Source organism: Hymenobacter sp. BT491, assembly GCF_014349165.1.
In the GTDB taxonomy this organism is placed as follows: Bacteria; Bacteroidota; Bacteroidia; order Cytophagales; family Hymenobacteraceae; genus Hymenobacter; species Hymenobacter jejuensis.
In genome coordinates this window covers 379,991-398,316 of the sequence record NZ_JACSJJ010000001.1, presented here as the reverse complement: position 1 = coordinate 398,316, position 18,326 = coordinate 379,991, and the positions used below count along the sequence as shown (strand labels likewise).

16 protein-coding genes are annotated in these 18,326 nt (G+C 54.8%); 10 read left to right on the top strand and 6 right to left on the bottom strand.

The window, feature by feature from the left end; all coding sequences use genetic code 11:
- Positions 1-98 precede the first annotated feature (98 nt).
- Together H9I52_RS01745 and H9I52_RS01740 are read left to right on the top strand one after the other, a co-directional pair.
- On the top strand, positions 99-947 hold the full coding sequence (locus tag H9I52_RS01745; protein WP_187452391.1) for a T9SS type A sorting domain-containing protein: 849 nt from the start codon (positions 99-101) through the stop codon (positions 945-947).
- Positions 948-1,135: 188 nt separating this feature from the next.
- Complete coding sequence (locus H9I52_RS01740) at positions 1,136-1,765, top strand: L-threonylcarbamoyladenylate synthase (RefSeq protein ID WP_187452390.1); 630 nt, start codon at positions 1,136-1,138, stop codon at positions 1,763-1,765.
- A 53-nt stretch (positions 1,766-1,818) separates the two neighbouring features.
- On the opposite strand, the gene H9I52_RS01735 is transcribed toward H9I52_RS01740, so the two are convergent.
- The 3 genes from H9I52_RS01735 to H9I52_RS01725 form a co-directional block, all read right to left on the bottom strand.
- Complete coding sequence (locus H9I52_RS01735; RefSeq protein WP_262385922.1) at positions 1,819-2,754, bottom strand: lysophospholipid acyltransferase family protein; 936 nt, start codon at positions 2,752-2,754, stop codon at positions 1,819-1,821.
- An 88-nt stretch (positions 2,755-2,842) separates the two neighbouring features.
- On the bottom strand, positions 2,843-3,751 hold the full coding sequence (locus tag H9I52_RS01730) for a lysophospholipid acyltransferase family protein (protein WP_262385921.1): 909 nt from the start codon (positions 3,749-3,751) through the stop codon (positions 2,843-2,845).
- A 150-nt stretch (positions 3,752-3,901) separates the two neighbouring features.
- Positions 3,902-4,765, bottom strand: a complete 864-nt coding sequence (locus tag H9I52_RS01725) for a hypothetical protein (RefSeq protein WP_187452389.1) — start codon at positions 4,763-4,765, stop codon at positions 3,902-3,904.
- A gap of 129 nt (positions 4,766-4,894) precedes the next feature.
- On the opposite strand from H9I52_RS01725, the gene H9I52_RS01720 reads away from it, so the two are divergent.
- From H9I52_RS01720 to H9I52_RS01700, 5 genes are all read left to right on the top strand, one after another.
- Positions 4,895-5,542 carry a WbqC family protein gene (locus H9I52_RS01720; RefSeq protein ID WP_222940390.1) on the top strand — a complete coding sequence of 216 codons (648 nt, stop codon included), beginning with the start codon at positions 4,895-4,897 and terminating at the stop codon, positions 5,540-5,542.
- Between the two features lie 109 nt (positions 5,543-5,651).
- Positions 5,652-8,252, top strand: coding sequence for an ATP-dependent Clp protease ATP-binding subunit (locus H9I52_RS01715; protein ID WP_139514396.1), 2,601 nt, complete (start codon positions 5,652-5,654; stop codon positions 8,250-8,252).
- Positions 8,253-8,446: 194 nt separating this feature from the next.
- On the top strand, positions 8,447-10,015 hold the full coding sequence (locus H9I52_RS01710) for an acyl-CoA carboxylase subunit beta (RefSeq protein ID WP_187452388.1): 1,569 nt from the start codon (positions 8,447-8,449) through the stop codon (positions 10,013-10,015).
- A 222-nt stretch (positions 10,016-10,237) separates the two neighbouring features.
- Entirely contained in the window at positions 10,238-11,308 is a 1,071-nt protein-coding gene (locus tag H9I52_RS01705; RefSeq protein WP_187452387.1) for a M42 family metallopeptidase, read from the top strand.
- A 118-nt stretch (positions 11,309-11,426) separates the two neighbouring features.
- The gene (locus H9I52_RS01700; protein WP_262385920.1) at positions 11,427-12,257 is read left to right on the top strand and encodes an ABC transporter substrate-binding protein; all 831 of its coding nucleotides are present in this window, start codon (positions 11,427-11,429) and stop codon (positions 12,255-12,257) included.
- A 3-nt stretch (positions 12,258-12,260) separates the two neighbouring features.
- Here the strand turns inward: H9I52_RS01700 and H9I52_RS01695 are convergent, their stop codons facing one another.
- On the bottom strand, positions 12,261-13,337 hold the full coding sequence (locus H9I52_RS01695) for a 3-phosphoshikimate 1-carboxyvinyltransferase (RefSeq protein ID WP_262385919.1): 1,077 nt from the start codon (positions 13,335-13,337) through the stop codon (positions 12,261-12,263).
- A 208-nt stretch (positions 13,338-13,545) separates the two neighbouring features.
- Complete coding sequence (gene aroB, locus H9I52_RS01690) at positions 13,546-14,598, bottom strand: 3-dehydroquinate synthase (protein ID WP_187452386.1); 1,053 nt, start codon at positions 14,596-14,598, stop codon at positions 13,546-13,548.
- A gap of 203 nt (positions 14,599-14,801) precedes the next feature.
- On the opposite strand from aroB, the gene H9I52_RS01685 reads away from it, so the two are divergent.
- Positions 14,802-15,176: a hypothetical protein gene (locus H9I52_RS01685; protein WP_139514418.1), complete on the top strand. Its 375-nt coding sequence runs from the start codon at positions 14,802-14,804 to the stop codon at positions 15,174-15,176.
- 88 nt (positions 15,177-15,264) lie between these two features.
- On the opposite strand, the gene H9I52_RS01680 is transcribed toward H9I52_RS01685, so the two are convergent.
- Positions 15,265-16,359 (bottom strand): bifunctional 3-deoxy-7-phosphoheptulonate synthase/chorismate mutase type II, encoded by a 1,095-nt coding sequence (locus H9I52_RS01680; RefSeq protein WP_187452385.1) that lies wholly within the window; start codon positions 16,357-16,359, stop codon positions 15,265-15,267.
- Between the two features lie 155 nt (positions 16,360-16,514).
- Between H9I52_RS01680 and H9I52_RS01675 the strand changes: the two genes are divergently transcribed.
- Both H9I52_RS01675 and H9I52_RS01670 read left to right on the top strand, forming a co-directional pair.
- Positions 16,515-17,708 (top strand): proline dehydrogenase family protein, encoded by a 1,194-nt coding sequence (locus tag H9I52_RS01675; protein ID WP_187452384.1) that lies wholly within the window; start codon positions 16,515-16,517, stop codon positions 17,706-17,708.
- A 116-nt stretch (positions 17,709-17,824) separates the two neighbouring features.
- Positions 17,825-18,193 (top strand): hypothetical protein, encoded by a 369-nt coding sequence (locus tag H9I52_RS01670; RefSeq protein ID WP_139514425.1) that lies wholly within the window; start codon positions 17,825-17,827, stop codon positions 18,191-18,193.
- Positions 18,194-18,326 lie beyond the last annotated feature (133 nt).

Below are 18,326 nucleotides of genomic sequence, written 5' to 3'. Positions count from 1 at the left end.
GTCGTCAATCCTTTGCGCGGGCACACCGTTTAGAGTAGCTAGAAGACGCCAAAAGTACGAGTTCTATCTCTCAACGCTTTTTCTTTATCCGTTGCTCCATGACGAAAAACTTCTTCCGCAATTTCACCAAAACGGCGGGCGTAGCCGCTGTGCTTTGGGCGGGTGCTGTTTCGGCCGCGCAAGCTCAGTTAGCGGTATACTCCTTCACAGCTGCCCGCGGCAACGAAGAAAGCTATCAGGTTGATGCCCAACCGCTTAATGCTACGTTTACCCCAATGAATCGGGGCACGGGCGTTGCGCCGACGCCGGCTGCCGACGCTTTTGCGGCCATCGGCTGGACTAGTGCCGCTGCGCCCGACGCAGCCGATTATTTTTCTTTTTCGGTGCAGCCGGCCAAGGGCTACGTCATTCGCCTCGACAACTTTATCCTCGACGAGAAGCGCTCCGCTACCGGCATTGGCGAGTGGGTGCTGCGCTCCAGCCTCGACAACTTCACGGCGGATGTGGCTAAGGTTTCCGTGCCCGACAACGAGGACCCGCGCACCAACCGCCAGATTAATTTGCCGGCGCCCTTTTCCAAAATCGAGGGTTTGGTGGAGTTTCGGTTGTATGGTTATAAGTCTGAGAATGAAGCGGGTAGCTGGGCCATTGATAATGTACGAATAAACGGAGTTACCAACATCGTGACGGGTACCAACTCGTCGGCGAGGCAGCTGGCTGTTTCTGTGTTTCCCAATCCGACGACTTCGCAACTGGTGGTGCGGCTGGGTGCGGCGGGGCGCGGCGCGCAGGTTGATGTTCTCAACGCCCTGGGCCAATGCGTGCGCCACGCCGTTGCCACCGCCGATGAGCTACCACTTGACGTTACGGCCCTTAGCGCGGGCCTGTATTCGGTGCGGCTCACGACCCAGGCGGGTTTGGTGACCCGCACTTTTATAAAGCAATAAAAGCCGAAAAAACGCGGCCTTACAGTACGCCATGCGCTCAGAAACGGCTTTTGGGAAGCCCCGAAAAACTATACCACAACTTTCCGGGTAAAAAGCGCGAATGAGTGGCAGGTACATGCGCCACGTATTACCTTGCCCGGCGCCCGTCGGCGTTTCCTTTCCGATTGTCCATCTACTTCCGTCCTGCTATGCCAGCCACACTGCTTCGCATCCATCCCGATAATCCGCCCCTCAACCGCATTCTGCAAGCCGTAGAAGTGCTTCGCAATGGGGGCGTTATTATTTATCCTACCGACACCATTTATGGCCTGGGTTGCGATATCCACAATGCCAAAGCGGTCGAGAAACTCTGCCGCATCAAAGGCATTCATCCCGATAAAGCCAACCTGTCGTTTATCTGCCAAGATCTTTCGCACATCACCGACTACGCCCACGGCATCACGACGCCGGTGTATAAAGTGCTGAAAAAGGCGCTGCCAGGGCCCTTTACGTTCATCTTCGAGGCCAGCCCCAAAGCCCCGCGCTACGGCGGCGTGAAACGCAAAACGGTGGGCATCCGGGTGCCCGACCACGCGATTTGCACGAGCTTGGTGCGCGAGCTCGGCAACCCGATTGTCAGCACGTCCATCCGCGACGACGACGACTTGGTGGAGTACACCACCGATCCCGATTTGCTGTATGAAAAATACCGCCTACTCGTGGATATGGTCATCGACGGCGGCTTCGGCAACAACATCGCCAGCACCGTAGTCGATTGTACCAACGAAGATTTCGAGCTCGTTCGGCAGGGAGCCGGCGACATCGAGCAATATTTATAACTTCTTCACAATCAGACGAGTAACAAAAAAGCCCGGTATACCGGGCTTTTTTGTTACTCCTCTTCGCGCTTCAGCTTCCAGCGCCGATGCGACCACAAATAGTCGGAAGGCTGCTGGCGGATGTCGTGCTCAATGCAGCGCGCAAATGCCTCGGTGATAGGATGTTCGGCCAAGTTCAGCGTGGCATTGCCATCGTAGATTTCGTGCAGCGTGAAGGTGTAGTGCCCCCGTTTTGCCCGCTGAATGCTGGCGTAGAGCACCGGACAATTGTATTCGACGGCCAGGCGGTCGGCGCCGGTCAGGAAAGCGGTGTCTTGGTGAAGAAGGCGCGTCCAGTACGCGTATTTGCTTTTCGATGGGCTTTGATCGCAGAGCATGCTCAGCGACCGCACTTCGCCGCGCCGCGTTTCCATGTCTTTCATCGTTTCACGCATCGGAATGAGCGCCGTACCCAACCGCGTGCGCAGCCGGTACACGAAGTAATCGAAGAACTTGTTGCTCAAGGGCTTATACACAGCATCTACCTTGCCGGGCCAGCGCATGGCCGCCGCCGGCGCCACCCACTCCCAGTTGCCGAAATGCGAGCCCAGGGTCATGATGGTGCGCCCTTTGGCAAAATAGGCATCGCCCAATTCGCCGTTTACGATGGTGATGCGACGGTTTAGCTCGGTTGGGGTGATGGCTGCCAGCTTCACGATTTCCACAATCAGGTCGGACAGGTGCCGGTAGAAACCTGTTGCCACTTGTTGAATCTCCGCTTCCGACTTCTCCGGAAATGAATTACGCAAGTTACTCACAATCACCTTCTTACGGTATTTTAACCCGTGTTGCATCAACAAGCGCAGGAAATCGGAAACGAGGTAGAGCACCGGCATGGGCAAGTACGCGAGCGCCATCAACAGCCCTTCTAGGGGCAAGAAATACCATGCAAACTGGCGAGTTGGCTTTGGGTGATGGGTAGTGGCAGCCGAAACGGCATGGGTGGGCATAGGCAAGGCAAATCTGTAAGCAGGGGAAGAAAAACAATCGCACCAACTAAGTGGGACTACTAGATGCAAAAAAACGCAGACTGTTCAGCTATACGGCGGGCTTCGGGGTGCGCTTGTGCTTCCAGCGCCGATGCGACCAGAGGTATTCGGTGGGCGCCGCCTGAATGTCGAGCTCCAGTTGCCGGGCAAATTTCTCGGCCAGCACAAAGTCGTTTTTGTCGAGCGGGCTGTCGCCGTCGTACAGCGGGGCAAGCCAGACCTCGTAGTAGCCGCGCCGCACGCGCCGGATGCCCACGTACACCACCGGGTAGTGAAACTGGGCGGCCAATTTGTCGGCACCGGTATAAAAACTTGTGTCCTGGTGCAGAAAGGTCGTCCAGTAAGGCTGGTCTTCCGGCCCGGCCGCCTGATCGGACAGCAGGCTCAGCGACCGCACTTCGTTGCGCCGCCGCACTAGGTCGCGCAGAGTGTCGCGCATGGGCACCATACGGGCGCCGGTACGGGTGCGCAGGCGGTACATAAAATCTTCGAAAAACGGGTTGCTGAGCGGCTTATACACGCCATCGGCTTTGTCGGGAAACCAGAAAGCGCCGGCCGAAAGTATCCACTCCCAGTTGCCGGCGTGCGAGCCCATCGCCAGCACCGTACGCCCTTGGTCAAACAAGTCCGTCATCACCTCTGGGTTGCGCATGCGCACGCGACGCTGGAGCTCGGCGTGCGATATGGTACGCAGCTTCAGAATCTCGACCAAGATTTGCGAAAAATGGCGGTAAAACCCACGTGCCAAGGCGGCAATCTCGGTTTCGTTTTTTTCAGGAAAAGAATTGCGCAGGTTCTCCGTCACTACCCGCCAGCGGTAGCGCACGACGTAAGCTACGAGCAAATACACTCCGTCGGCAATCACATATAGCACCGACAGCGGCAAACTCGCCAAGGCCACCAACAGCCACTCAAGCGGCCGATAATACCACGGATACGATTTTGAAATTGTGCTCATAACGATCAACCACGCGTCACCGATTTGCCACCGAAACCGGGCGTATACAAAACCCAAAGTCCTGCCACATAAGCAGGACTTTGGGTTGCAAAACAACTAGGTGCGCACGGCTTAATCAATCCCTTCCGCAACTACTTCATTATCAATTAGCTAATTAGAAGAAGCGCCAGAAGGCGCATATTCTTCCATATCGCGTTGCAAATGAGTGGTTTGCGTAGCGATCAGCTGTTTCTTCGAATCGCGCACTTCCATCGTAAAGGTGTACTTTCCGGAAGGCAGCGGGCCCAGCGGCAGTTCGCCGACCACCGGCGTAGGCCGGCCCGCCGCCGCTTGATCCAGTTGCACTTCGGCTTCGGCAGCCGCTCCCTCTTCGGAGGCTAGCTTGTAACGCACGCTCAGCGGCTGCCCTTGCGGAGCTTGATAAAGCTCGGTGTAAAAGAAAATCTGGCTGGTGCCGCGGGCGTACAAACCGCCGGGGGTGCGCACCAAGTTGTAGCCACCCCGCGCAAAACTGTTCTGGGCCGGCGATTTAGCCGCTGGCCGCGAGAGCAGCACGATGTCGCTCAGGCTCGCCTTTTTGGCGCCGGCTTCTAATACCAGAGGCACCTCTACAGTAGTTTCCTGGCCGGCGCGGTACTGGTCGCGCACTTTGCCGCGCAGCGTGTACTGGCCGTCGGGCAAGGCAATGCGCTTCTGAAAGCTAACCGGGTTTTTGAGGGCAATGGAAGTATCGCTGAGTACCGGCGGCTTCAGCGTGATGGTTTCTTGGTAGGCCGGTTTGCCATCGGCCTTCAGCACTTCCAGCGTCACCACGGCGGCGGCCTGAAAAGCTTTGGGCGCCCGGCGCATGTACGTGAGCGACTGCCCCGGCACGGTCGCATAAATCTCCACGATGGCACCTTTCACGGCCATGTCTTCGTTATGAAATCGAGCTACGTCGAGCAAGAGTTGGGGCGAAGCCGCGCGGGCTGTGCAAGCAAGCAGCGCAAAAAACAGAATAAGGAGTGGACGCATCGTGTCAGATTGTCGGGTGAAAGTACGCACTACTGCGCAAAAGGCTTTTTGGTAGGATAATGGTTCAGGCGTACGTGCCCCTTGGTGCGGCCGGGCGAAACCAACGCCTTTCGGCAGCTGCTTTTACCCTTGAACATTCGTCGCGTGCCCATCTTATTTGAATCGCAATACAATCCTCCGGCGGCCTTTTTTGCGGAGCTGGCCGGTGCCGATGCCCTGTGGCTGGAACGACACGAGCACTACCACAAACAAACGTATCGTAATCGTTGTCTTATACTTACCGTGCAGGGCGTAAAGCCGCTTACCGTGCCGGTGGTCAATGGCAACCGTAGCGAGAAAGTAAAGACTTCGGAGCTCGAAATTGACTACAGCCAGAACTGGATTCATCAGCATTGGCGCACCCTGCAAACCGCATACAGCAGCAGTCCGTATTTCGAATACTACGCCGACTACCTGCACGACATTTACGTACAGAAACACTCACTTCTCTTCGACCTGAACCTGACGCTTTTGCGTTTTTATCTGCGCTGCCTTCGGCTGCAAATTCCCGTGGAGTTTACCGCCGAATATCATTCCTCCTACCCCACCGAAGCGGTCCGGGACCGACGCGATTGGCTGACACCAAAAGCTGCGCATCCTGCGGAGCCTGACAACACGTCCGACCACGGCAGCGTCCGGCCCTACCCGCAGAGCTTTGGCGCATCTTTTGTACCGAGGCTCAGTATCTTAGACCTGCTGTTTATGCAGGGTCCGGCCGCGGGCAGATTTCTTACGTAGTATCTGTACCCAGCTCGAACCTTCGCCCGAATCAACCTGTTTTCAGGTAGAATCGGCCCAATCCGCCGCTCCGGTTGCGGGGTTCCGTTTTTCTTCATTACTTATCTGCATGGAAGCTAAATTCTCAAATCGAGTCAAGGAGGTAATCTCCCTGAGCCGGGAAGAAGCCATCCGGCTCGGTCACGACTATATCGGTACCGAACATTTATTACTGGGAATGATCCGCGAAGGGGAAGGCACCGCCATTGGTTTGCTCAAGAAATTGGGTGTATCGGTGGAGGAGCTCAAGTACGCCCTCGAACAGGCCACCCGTAATACGGCCACGCAGGGCACGAGCATCACCGGCTCGATCCCCCTGACAAAACAAACCGAGAAAGTTCTCAAGATCACCTACCTGGAGGCTAAAATCTTCAAGAGCGAAATCATTGGTACAGAGCATCTTCTGCTATCAATTTTGCGCGACGAAGACAATATTTCTTCTCAGATCCTTAGCAAATTCAACGTGAACTACGAAGCCGTTCGCGACTCGCTGGATTATCACGGCAATACTGCCCCCACCGACCGCGCCCCCGATACCGACGACGACGACAACGACAAGCTGTTTGGTGGCTCTAGCCGCGGCGGGGCTGGCAGCAGCTCCTCGGCTGCTAAGAAGCCCGGCGAAAAGTCGCGCACTCCGGTGCTCGATAACTTCGGCCGCGACCTCACCAAACTGGCCGAAGACGACAAACTTGACCCCATCGTGGGCCGGGAAAAGGAAATTGAGCGCGTAGCTCAGATCCTGTCGCGTCGTAAAAAGAACAACCCGATCCTCATTGGTGAGCCCGGGGTTGGTAAAACGGCCATTGCCGAAGGCCTTGCCCTGCGCATTGTGCAGAAAAAGGTATCGCGTGTCCTGTTCAATAAGCGCGTGGTTACCCTCGACCTTGCTTCGCTGGTAGCTGGTACTAAGTACCGCGGTCAGTTTGAAGAGCGCATGAAGGCCGTAATGAACGAATTGGAGAAGTCGCCCGACGTAATCCTGTTCATCGACGAGCTGCACACGATCGTGGGCGCTGGTGGTGCTTCGGGCTCGCTGGATGCTTCGAACATGTTCAAGCCGGCTCTGGCCCGCGGCGAAATTCAATGCATCGGTGCCACCACGCTGGATGAGTACCGTCAGTACATCGAGAAAGACGGCGCTTTGGCCCGTCGTTTCCAGATGGTAATGGTTGACCCAACTACGCCGGAGGAAACCATCGAGATTCTGCACAACATCAAAGACAAGTACCAAGATCACCACCACGTGGTGTACACCGACAAGGCTATCGAAGCCTGCGTAAAGCTGTCGGATCGGTACATGTCGGATCGTTTCCTCCCAGACAAAGCCATCGATATTCTCGACGAGGCCGGCGCCCGGGTGCACATCAACAACATCGTGGTGCCGGAAGATATCTTGAAGCTCGAGGAGAGCATCGAGAACATCAAGACGGAGAAAAACCGCGTGGTGAAGTCTCAGAAGTACGAAGAAGCTGCTCAGCTCCGCGATAAGGAGAAGAAGCTTCTCGAACAGCTCGACCAGGCCAAAAAGAACTGGGAAGACGAGACCAAGAAGAAGCGTTACACCGTGAAGGAGGAAAACGTGGCCGAGGTAATCGCCATGATGACCGGCATTCCGGTAAGCCGTGTGGCCCAAAACGAAAGCCAGAAGCTGCTCAACATGGGCGAAGAGCTTCAGGGTCGCGTAATTGGTCAGGAGAAGGCCATCAAGCAATTGGTGAAAGCCATTCAGCGTACCCGCGTTGGCTTGAAGGACCCGAAGAAACCCATTGGCTCGTTCGTGTTCCTCGGCCCAACGGGTGTAGGTAAGACGGAACTTGCCAAAGTGCTCGCTACATATCTCTTTGATAAAGAGGATGCTCTGGTGCGTATCGACATGAGCGAATACATGGAGAAATTCAGCGTATCGCGCTTGGTTGGTGCACCTCCCGGCTATGTAGGTTACGAAGAAGGCGGCCAGCTCACGGAGAAAATTCGCCGCAAGCCGTACTCCGTAATCTTGCTTGACGAGATTGAGAAAGCTCACCCTGACGTCTATAACTTGCTGTTGCAAGTGCTCGACGATGGCATCCTGACCGACGGTTTGGGTCGCAAAGTGGACTTCCGCAACACGATCATCATCATGACCTCCAACATTGGCGCTCGTGACCTGCAGGACTTCGGTGCTGGTATTGGTTTCGGCACCAAAGCCCGGTCAGAGAACATTGATGAGATCACGAAGGGCACGATCACTAATGCGCTCCGTAAGACGTTCTCGCCAGAGTTCCTGAACCGCTTGGACGACGTGATCGTGTTTAACTCGCTCGACAAGAAGGACATCCACCGCATCATCGACATCTCGCTTTCGAAGCTGTTGTCGCGCATCCAAACGCTGGGCTACAAGGTCGAGCTGACGGAGAAGGCCAAGGACTTCGTTGCCGAGAAAGGCTACGATCCGAAGTATGGGGCACGTCCGCTGAACCGAGCCATTCAAAAATACATTGAAGACCCGATCGCGGAGGAAATCCTGAAGGCGGAAATCGCTCAGGGTGACGTGATTACAGCTGATTTTGAAGACGGTAAAGAAGAGCTCAACTTCTCCGTCTCAAAAAGTGGTGAGAAGCCGAACCTGCCGAGTGATGAGCGCCCCGCTGAGGCACCCGAATCTCCGGATGCGGAGAAGGGCAAGTAAGTAATAACCGAATCTATAAAAGCCGGCTTCCATCAGTGGAAGCCGGCTTTTGTTTGTTATAGCCTATGCCATTTTACATTTTCCAGAATACTAAAAATTTCGGTTGAATGGTAAGCGCAAAACTGTGCAGCTTTTTTTGCGCTGTCCGGTTACCTTTGGTTCCTGTCTCAATTCCTACTCTGCATTCCACCCGCATGTCTGATTCCAACGTCGATATCCAACTCAGCAAACTCGACATACTCGAACGCAAAAACGCCGAAGCTCTACTTGGTGGCGGCCAGATTCGTATTGATGCTCAGCATAGCAAGGGCAAACTAACGGCGCGCGAACGCATTGATTTGCTGGCTGATGAAGGTTCGTTTGAGGAAATTGGCAAGTTTGTGATGCATCGCTCCAAGGATTTTGGCTTGGACAAAGAGTATTACTTGGGCGACGGCGTGGTAACGGGTTACGGCACCGTACATGGCCGACTGGTATATGTATTCTCCCAGGATTTCACGGTGTTTGGCGGCTCGCTCTCCGAAACGCATGCCGAGAAGATTGTGAAAATCATGGACCTGGCCATGAAAAACGGCGCGCCTGTCATCGGGCTCAACGATTCGGGCGGGGCCCGGATTCAGGAAGGCGTGGTGAGCCTAGGAGGTTATGCCGATATCTTCTACAAAAACACGCTGGCTTCGGGTGTAGTACCGCAGATTTCGGCCATTATGGGGCCGTGTGCGGGCGGAGCAGTGTATTCGCCGGCCATCACAGACTTTATTCTGATGGTGGAAAACACAAGCTATATGTTCGTGACCGGGCCGAACGTGGTCAAAACCGTCACCCACGAAAACGTATCAAGCGAGGAGTTGGGCGGCGCCAGCACCCATAGCGCCAAGAGCGGGGTTACTCACTTTTCGTGCGCCAACGAAGTAACCTGCATCAACCATATCAAACAGTTGCTGAGCTACATGCCACAGAACTGCGAGGAAACGGCTCCGATGCTACCTTATGAAGCGCAGGGCGACGAGTTGCGCCCTGAACTGGACAATATCATTCCGGAAAATCCGAACCAGCCGTACGACATTCGCGACGTGGTGAATGGCATCATCGACGCCGACTCCTTCCTAGAAGTACACCAGAACTTCGGCGAAAACATTGTGGTAGGGTTTGCCCGTTTGGGTGGCCGCAGCATTGGCATTGTGGGCAATCAGCCGGCTGTGCTGGCCGGCGTGCTCGACATCAATGCCAGTACCAAGGCCGCGCGTTTCGTGCGGTTCTGCGATTCATTCAACATCCCGTTGCTCGTGCTGGAAGACGTTCCCGGCTTCCTGCCTGGCACCGACCAAGAGTGGCGCGGCATCATCACCAACGGCGCTAAGTTGCTGTATGCGTTCTGCGAAGCTACTGTGCCGCGCATCACGGTCATTACCCGCAAGGCGTATGGCGGCGCCTATGATGTGATGAACTCCAAACACATCGGGGCGGATATGAACTACGCCTGGCCCACGGCCGAAATCGCGGTGATGGGCGCGAAAGGAGCTGCCGAAATCATCTTCAAACGCGAAATCGCGGCCGCCGCCGACCCGGAAGCCAAGCTGCAAGAGAAAGTTGAAGAGTACCAGGCCAAGTTTGCCACGCCTTACCGGGCCGCGCACCGCGGCTTCGTCGACGAAGTTATTTTGCCTTCCCAGACACGCCAAAAGCTCATTCGTGCGTTTAAAATGCTGGAAAACAAAGTAGATCAGATGCCGCGGAAGAAACACGGCAACATCCCTTTGTAAATACCTGATTATCATACAATTACAAATATCAACAATACTCAACTGGCGGATGAAAATGCCGTTGAGTTAGGAGGCATGCAGCCTTCGTTGTAGTTTCGGCTTTGCCAGTGGCACCTACTTTCGTTATTGCTTGTTGAGGCTCCAAAGTTTTTGGCCAAAAGCACATCTAAACCTGCCTTCTGCGCGAAAGCACTTTTATTCCGGCCCTAATCTCACACCTACATGCGCACTGAAAGTTTCGATTTTTTAGAGAGATACATTAATAACGCTTCGCCGACCGGCTTCGAAAAAGAAGGCCAACAGCTGTGGCTTGAATACATCAAACCCTACGTAGATGACTATTTTGTAGACACTTACGGCACGGTAGTGGGTGTCATCAATCCGGAAGCCAAGTATAAAGTTGTAATCGAAGCGCATGCCGACGAGATTTCGTATTTCGTCAATTACATCACCAAGGAAGGCTACATCTATTTGCGGCGCAACGGCGGCTCCGACCCGTTGGTAGCGCCTTCCAAGCGCGTTAACATTCACACGGCCAAGGGCATTGTGAAAGCGGTATTTGGCTGGCCCGCTATCCATGTGCGCAAAGTGGAGCAGGACAAAGCGCCCACCATCGAAACCGTATTTCTGGATTGTGGAGCGGCTTCTCGCGAAGAAGCCGAGGAAATGGGGATTCACGTTGGTTCGGTGGTCACTTTTGAAGACGACTTCATGGTGATGAACAGCAGGTACTACGTGGGCCGGGCCCTCGACAACCGCGTGGGCGGCTTTATGGTGGCGGAAGTAGCGCGCTTGCTGAAGGAAAACGGCAAGACGCTGCCATTTGGCTTGTATATTGTGAACGCAGTGCAGGAAGAAATCGGGTTGCGCGGTGCCGAAATGATCGCGCACCGCATTCAGCCCGACGTGGCCATCATCACCGATGTAACCCACGATACGCAGGCGCCGATGTACGAGAAGAAAACCAGCGGCGACATTCATTGCGGCAAAGGCCCGGTGATCACGTACGGCCCCGCGGTGCAGAATAACCTGCGCGATCTTATCATTGGGACAGCGCAGGAAACGGAAATTCCTTTCCAGCGCGCAGCGGCTACTCGCGCCACCGGCACCGATACAGACGCGTTTGCGTATTCCAGCGCCGGCGTAGCTTCGGCACTTATCTCCTTGCCCCTCAAATACATGCACACAACGGTAGAAACCGTTCATGCGGAGGACGTAGACAACGTGATCAAGCTGATCTACGAATCCTTGCTACGCATCGAAGACGGGCATGATTTCCGGTATTTCAAATAGAAACCACTGTTAATCAGATCCTTAACTAAATTACTGTTCATTATAATATTCAAAACGCCCGCCTATATCGGGCGTTTTGTGTTTGGATACTTTTGGCTTCCTGATTTTGCCGACCCTAATGGAAGAGTTGTTCGACAAAGGCCACCCGCCGGCTTTGCCCCTAACTACCACCGACCAAATGAACCGCCGAGTGGTGGTGCCGTTTCCGCCGCAACGCATCGTGTCGTTGGTGCCTTCCCAAACGGAATTACTCTACGACTTGGGGCTGGGAGCGCGGATTGTGGGAGTAACCAAATTCTGCATTCATCCGGCAGAAGCACGCCAGCACGCTACGGTAATCGGCGGTACCAAAAACTTTCATGTCGAGGAAATAATGGCCCTGAAACCCGACCTGATTATTGGCAACAAGGAGGAAAATTCTCAGGAAGGTATTGAACAGCTAGCGACACAGCATCCGGTCTGGATGAGCGACATTTCGACGCTGCCCGAAGCGCTGCGCATGATTCGGCAAGTCGGCCTGATTACCGGCATGGCCCAGCGTGCCGACCGCTTGGCCCAGCAAATCGAGGTAACGTTTGCTGAATTGCCGCCGGCGCAAGCGGTTCGTTCCGCTGCCTATTTTATTTGGCGCAAACCGTATATGGTAGCCGCTGCCGGCACTTTTATCGATGCTATGCTGGCGCGCGCAGGGTTTGCCAACGTTTTTTCGCAACAAGCACGCTACCCCGAAATCACCGCCGACCAACTGGCGGCGGCTCGGCCGGCCGTCATTTTGCTTTCCTCTGAGCCTTACCCCTTCGCCGAAAAGCACATCGCCGAATTTCAAGCACTATGTCCAACGGCTCAGGTGCGCATTGTCGACGGTGAAATGTTCAGCTGGTATGGCAGCCGTTTGCAATACGCGGCTGCTTATATTTCTTCACTAACTAATTCTCTTGCAAACACTTAGCAACTAGCCAATCTCAAAACCAGCTTTCTCCAGCTCTGCCCAAAACTGCGGATACGATTTGCATACCACTCCGGGTGCCTGCACTGCCAGCGGTCCGAGCAGCGCCAAGGGAGCGAATGCCATGGCCATGCGGTGGTCGTGGTAGGTTTCTATGGTTTGGCCATCAACTTGGAAATCGCTGGAACGTACGTAGAATAGCTCGGTGCCTTCTTCCGTGAGCGAGGCGCCAAATTTGGCCAACTCGTTTTGCAGCGCCGCAATCCGGTCTGTTTCTTTAATTCGCAGACTTTCCAAACCGGTCATTTCCAGTACAGTGCCTTTGGCCGCAGCTACTACGGCTACCGTTTGGGCCAAATCAGGACAATCGCTAAAGTCTTGACTAACTGAATCTTGCGAAGAGCATTGTGTAAGGCGTACGCCATCGGTCAAAAACTCCGTGGCCACGCCTAGTTGCGCCATAATGCCCACTATGGCTTGATCCCCCTGCCACGATTGCTGCCGCAGGCCGGGCAGCGTAATCTCGGAGCCGGCGGGTGCTAGCGCAACCATTGCGTACCAATAACTCGCTGCCGACCAGTCGCTTTCAATGGTGTAATCGGCGGGATGATAGGGCTGCGGCCGCACTTCAATAGCAGCACCCAAATCGCGACAATTGTTGCCGAAATGCTGCATCAAGGACTGCGTCATGCGGATGTAAGGCCGTGAGCCGACTTTGCCAGTAAGCCGGATGCGCAAGCCCGCCGGCAACGTTGGCCCAATCATCATCAGGGCCGAAATGTACTGGCTGCTGATATCGCCGCGCACGGTTAGCTCAACTGGTTCGGTGGCGGTCAGCTCTGGCTGCCACCCTTGCAGGCGCAACGGCGGATAGCCCTGATTAGCAGCGTATTCGATGGTAGCTCCCAGTTGCCGCAACGCATCCACCAAAATGCCAATGGGTCGTTCTTGAGCGCGGGGTGTGCCCGTGAGCAGCACCCGCCGATCGGTAACGGTGAGGTAGGCCGTCAGAAACCGCATGACGGTGCCAGCGTCTTCGGCGTCCACTACTTCGGCGTTCGGCTCGGCTAGCAAGCGACGCATCAGTTGCGTGTCGTTGGCATCCGAAAGATTGTCGAGCTGGCCGCCGCCGGCGAGCGCTTGCAGGATGAGGGCGCGGTTGCTCTCGCTCTTGGAAGCGGGCAGTTGGGCCGTACCACCGAGCTGGCCACCGAGCCAGCGCAGGGTCAGAGAAGACTGAGCGTTAATAACTTACTACTTTAAAGATGAAACTCTGAGGCCGACTGTATGGCTACAGGCGGTGGTAATAACGCAAGGAATCGATGATTTCTGCAAGCGTCACCGGCTGGTCGTACACGGCGCTGCCAATGCGTTCCAGCAAGGTACAATTGATCACATCGCCTGCGTTTTTCTTGTCCTGCCGGGCGTATTCGGCGATGGCTTCGGTTTCCAGCAGGATAAACTGAATCTTTTCGAACACCGAAAAGAGGAAGGTTTCGATCTTGTCGAGGGCGTCTTCATCGAGCAACCCTTTTTTTACCGAAAGCCACGTTTCGCACACCATGCCAGCAGCTATGGCCTCGCCGTGTAGCACTTCGCGGCCCGGTTGTGTCAGTAAGTAACTCTCAATGGCATGGCCGACCGTGTGCCCGAAGTTGAGCACTTTCCGCAGGCCACCCTCCAAAGGGTCGGCGGCTACAATGCGCTGCTTGGTAGTCACGGATTCGCGGATGATGCTAGTCCAGTCATCGACAAAAAGGCCGTTGTGGCGCTCGGTGTTAAACGCCTCAGCATCAGCAATTAACCAATGTTTCACGATTTCGGCATAACCAGCTTTGAGCTGGCGCGGATCAAGTGTGGCCAGAAACTGCGGCTCGATAAAAACGCCCGCAGGCTCCTGAAATACACCCAATTGGTTTTTGAAACCCAGAAAATCAACGCCGGTTTTACCTCCGACGCTAGCATCTACCTGCGCTAGCAGTGTGGTTGGCACCTGGGCGCAACGAATGCCCCGCTTGTACAAAGCGGCGCAAAAGCCCCCCAAATCGGTTACTACGCCCCCACCCAAGTTTACGAGCACCGAAAATCGGTCGGCGCGCTCTTCGGTCAGGGTAGTCCAGACGGTGTCGCAGGTCTGGATCGTCTTGTACTCCTCCCCGGCCGGAATTTCAATCAATACATGGTCTATGGGCAAGTGTGGCTTCAACCGTGGGTAGCAGACACGCGCCGTATTGGAATCCGCAAGCACCAGCACCCGACTGACCGCGGGTTGCCGCAACAAAGTAGCCAAAGCAGGCAAAGCTTCTGGGCCGATTACCAAAGATTGGTCTGAAAATTGTAGCATTAAAAGAAATATTTGTTCTGCTTCTGTGTTTTACCACACAAAAATACCTTGTTTTGATGCAACCCTGTCTGGTACGTTCTGCTCATACATTCACAAACTAGTTTTGCCTATTTAAGAATTTTATGCACTTTTTTTATCGGGTTTTAGCTATGGGCTGCTTGGTTGGCCTTGCTATAGTTACGTGGAATTGCAGTCGCGATTCCGTGCCCACCGTCGAAGAACAATTAGTAGGTCGTTGGGAGTGGGTTCAAACTACAACTAAATCCGGTGTGAACGCCGCTACGCCTAGCAACACGGGCCATACCAACGTTATCGAATTCGACCGGCGTGGCCGCGCTCGTTTCTACCACGACGGCAGCCTGACGGGAGCCGCCATGTTTTCGGTCCGCCGGGGAGTAAGCGCCAAAAACCACCGTAAAGGCCATTTCATCATCTATCGGGGCTATAATAACGAGCAGTTTTGCTCGGTCTCCGGTGATAAACTGTTCTTGGAGGACGCGGGTGGCACGAAAGGTAGCCACGTGTTTTTCAAAGAAGCATCGCATCGCAAATTTGCTACAGCGATGAACCAGCAATAAGAAACGCGTTATTTACATAAGCATCTGACAATCTGATACTTATGTAAATAACGCATTTCTTGCTTTTCCCTGAGGTGCTGAGCTTGTACTATTCTGGGCGGTTGAGCACTTCCGTTTGTTTTCGAATACTTTCCAAATGAATGAGCTTATATAGCTCGGCCACGAATTTCTCGTTGACGTGCAGCTTGGCTGCCCATTCCGGCCGCGACGTGAAGATTTCGTTCCAGCGATCCAACTGCAGAATCTTGACGTTGTTTTCTCGCTTGTATTCGGCCAGCTCCTCTACCAAAGCCATGCGCCGGGCCAGCGCTTCGACGATTTCGCGGTCGGCCACATCCATTTTCTGCCGTAGCTCCTCAGCATTATTAATGTAGTCGGCGTTGTTGCTGGAGCGGTAGCGGTACTTGAGCTCACCTAAGATTTCGCCGAGCCGCGCCGGCGTCACTTGCTGCTCCGCATCGCTGAGGGCATGGTCGGGGTCGGGGTGGGTTTCGATGATTAGCCCATCGTAATCGAGGTCGAGTGCTTTCTGGGCGATGGGCAAAATTAGGTCACGCTTGCCGCCCATATGGCTCGGGTCGCAAATCAACGGAATGTGTGGAAAGCGGGTTTTGAGTTCAATGGCGATTTGCCAAGTCGGGGCGTTGCGGTAACGCGAAGGCGCAAACGTGCTGAACCCACGGTGAATCGCCGCCAAGTCCCGGATGCCGGCGCGCTCCAGCCGCTCCAACGCCCCGGCCCACAGTGCCACGTCGGGGTTGACCGGATTTTTGACCATGACGGGCACGCCTGTTCCAGCCAGCGCATCGGCCAATTCCTGCACAGCAAACGGGTTGACGGTGGTACGCGCCCCAATCCAGAGTACATCGACGTCGTGTGCTAGCGCCTCTTCGACGTGGCGCGGCGTGGCTACTTCGACGGTAACGGGGATGCCGACTTCGGTGCGCACGCGTTGCAGCCACTTCAGGCCCACCGTGCCGATGCCCTCGAAGGAGCCGGGCCGGGTACGCGGCTTCCAGATTCCCGACCGGAACAAATCCACGCCTAAATCCTTAAGGGCCCAAGCTGTAGTCAAGACCTGGGCCTCGGTTTCGGCGCTGCACGGCCCGGCGAAAATCAGGGGTTGGCCCTTGGCAGCTAATTTGCGAGTGAAGAAAGTATCGGTAGCAGCAGTGGTTTCCATAACTAATAACAGAACAAACAAGACCGGCAAAAGATGCAGGCCCAAGCTGCACGCTCCACCCGGAAAAGATTTGGCGGGAAGGTAACTCTGTCCGCCGAAACGATGTTTAAAAGTATCTTCGCCCACCCAAAATCCCCGCCCAAATTTTGCTTCGTATGCCTGTAACCCAAGCTCCGCCCATTTCCTTCGAAGACACGGCCGTCGCGTTTGCCTCCAAACCCGATTTTGCACTGCGCAAGATGTACGCCCTGTTCGCCGCCATGAACAACAACACGCTAGTGAAAGCCGGCGGCGGCCTGATGAAAGTCGCCTTGAAATGGCATCTTCCTGGTACTAAGGCACTTATAAAAAACACCATTTTCAGCCAATTTTGCGGGGGCGAAACCATCAAGCAATGTGTGCCGGTAGTAGAAGAGCTAGGCCGCTACAACATCGGCACCATTCTGGACTATTCGGTGGAGGGCGAAGGCAGCGATAAAAGCTTCGACCACACCCGCGACGAGATTCTGGCGACCATCGATCTGGCGCATCGCTCCAAGCACATTCCCTTCTCGGTGTTCAAAGTAACCGGCCTCGCCGATAGCGGAGTGCTGGAGAAAGTACAGGCTAGCCAGCCTCTATCGGCCGCCGAGCAGGCCAGCTACGATCGCTCCAAAGCCCGCGTCGATGCCATTTGTGAGCGGGCTCACCGCTATGGCGTTCGGGTGTTTGTGGATGCCGAGGAAAGCTGGTTTCAGGAGACCATCGACAACCTCGCCTACGACATGATGGCCAAGTACAACCGCGAGTCGGCCATCGTTTTCAACACCTATCAGCTGTACCGCCACGATCGATTAGAAGCCATTCAGCGCGACTGCGAAAACGCCCAGCGCGATGGTTATTACCTAGGAGCCAAGCTGGTGCGCGGGGCTTACATGGAAAAAGAAGCCCGTCGGGCCGTGGCGCAGGGGTATCCTACTCCTATTAACCCCACGAAGGAGGCATCAGACCAGCTTTACAACGACGCATTGCGTTATTGCGTGGAACACGTTGGCCGCATCAGCATTTGTGCCGGCACGCACAACGAAGCTAGCTCGCTGTTGCTCACGCAGTTGATGCAGCAACACGGCCTACGCCCCGGCGACCAGCGCATCTGGTTTGCCCAACTCTATGGCATGAGCGACAACCTGAGCTATAATTTGGCCAATGCGGGCTACAACACGGCCAAATATGTTCCTTACGGCCCCGTGGAGGCCGTAATGCCATACCTGCTTCGCCGCGCCGACGAGAATACGGCCATTGCCGGGCAGAGCAGCCGGGAGTTTTTATTAATCCAGAAAGAAATTTCGCGGCGGAAGTCTATTAGATAGGATTTTTCCCTATCGGCACAATTTTAGCTTAAAAGTTCCTCCTGCTTGGGCACCCACCACAAGCAGGAGGCTTTTTTTTGCTAATTTCCCACCCCTAATCCCTTCTTTATTCGCTGATGAACGGCAGAGTACGCAGCCATCTGATTCGCTTTTCCCGCCACCAGGTGGGCACCACTAGCTACCTCAACTTGGTTCAGGAAGCCGAGCTAGGGTTCAACCTGGAGATTTCGCACGAGAAAGCGCGCCTAAACGACATCCTGTCCGAAATTTCCGAGAAGGAATTTCATGCCGGGCGGCCTTTGCTGAGCTGCTTGGTAACCGTGAAAGGCGCTAAAGGACAAGGAGATAATTTTTTTAAGCTCTGCGAGCGCCTCGGGTTGGGAGAGTGGCGCACGCTAAAACAAGATCCCGATTTCCTAAAAAACCTGCGCACTGAGTGCCGTGCTTTCTGGAAAGACGAAGCAAATTTCAAGCGCTTTGCATAGATTAGGGATGGATTGAGGAATTGTGTAAAGGGAAAAATGAGCTAGCCCGAATTGACTTGCAGGATAAATTTCTGTAACCCCTGCGTCTGGCTCATCGTTAAGCTAACCAAGTCAGCGACACCAGCTTCCTTTC

Excerpts from the sequence above, each read along its gene's own strand:
- H9I52_RS01730 (WP_262385921.1), bottom strand. The coding sequence starts at position 3,751 with ATGAGCACAATTTCAAAATCGTATCCGTGGTATTATCGGCCGCTTGAG.
- H9I52_RS01700 (WP_262385920.1), top strand. The coding sequence starts at position 11,427 with ATGGAAGAGTTGTTCGACAAAGGCCACCCGCCGGCTTTGCCCCTAACT.
- H9I52_RS01695 (WP_262385919.1), bottom strand. The coding sequence starts at position 13,337 with ATGCGTCGCTTGCTAGCCGAGCCGAACGCCGAAGTAGTGGACGCCGAA.
- H9I52_RS01670 (WP_139514425.1), top strand. The coding sequence starts at position 17,825 with ATGAACGGCAGAGTACGCAGCCATCTGATTCGCTTTTCCCGCCACCAG.
- H9I52_RS01715 (WP_139514396.1), top strand. The coding sequence starts at position 5,652 with ATGGAAGCTAAATTCTCAAATCGAGTCAAGGAGGTAATCTCCCTGAGC.
- H9I52_RS01680 (WP_187452385.1), bottom strand. The coding sequence starts at position 16,359 with ATGGAAACCACTGCTGCTACCGATACTTTCTTCACTCGCAAATTAGCT.
- H9I52_RS01675 (WP_187452384.1), top strand. The coding sequence starts at position 16,515 with ATGCCTGTAACCCAAGCTCCGCCCATTTCCTTCGAAGACACGGCCGTC.
- H9I52_RS01745 (WP_187452391.1), top strand. The coding sequence starts at position 99 with ATGACGAAAAACTTCTTCCGCAATTTCACCAAAACGGCGGGCGTAGCC.
- H9I52_RS01735 (WP_262385922.1), bottom strand. The coding sequence starts at position 2,754 with ATGCCCACCCATGCCGTTTCGGCTGCCACTACCCATCACCCAAAGCCA.
- H9I52_RS01740 (WP_187452390.1), top strand. The coding sequence starts at position 1,136 with ATGCCAGCCACACTGCTTCGCATCCATCCCGATAATCCGCCCCTCAAC.
- H9I52_RS01705 (WP_187452387.1), top strand. The coding sequence starts at position 10,238 with ATGCGCACTGAAAGTTTCGATTTTTTAGAGAGATACATTAATAACGCT.
- H9I52_RS01725 (WP_187452389.1), bottom strand. The coding sequence starts at position 4,765 with ATGCGTCCACTCCTTATTCTGTTTTTTGCGCTGCTTGCTTGCACAGCC.
- H9I52_RS01710 (WP_187452388.1), top strand. The coding sequence starts at position 8,447 with ATGTCTGATTCCAACGTCGATATCCAACTCAGCAAACTCGACATACTC.
- aroB (WP_187452386.1), bottom strand. The coding sequence starts at position 14,598 with ATGCTACAATTTTCAGACCAATCTTTGGTAATCGGCCCAGAAGCTTTG.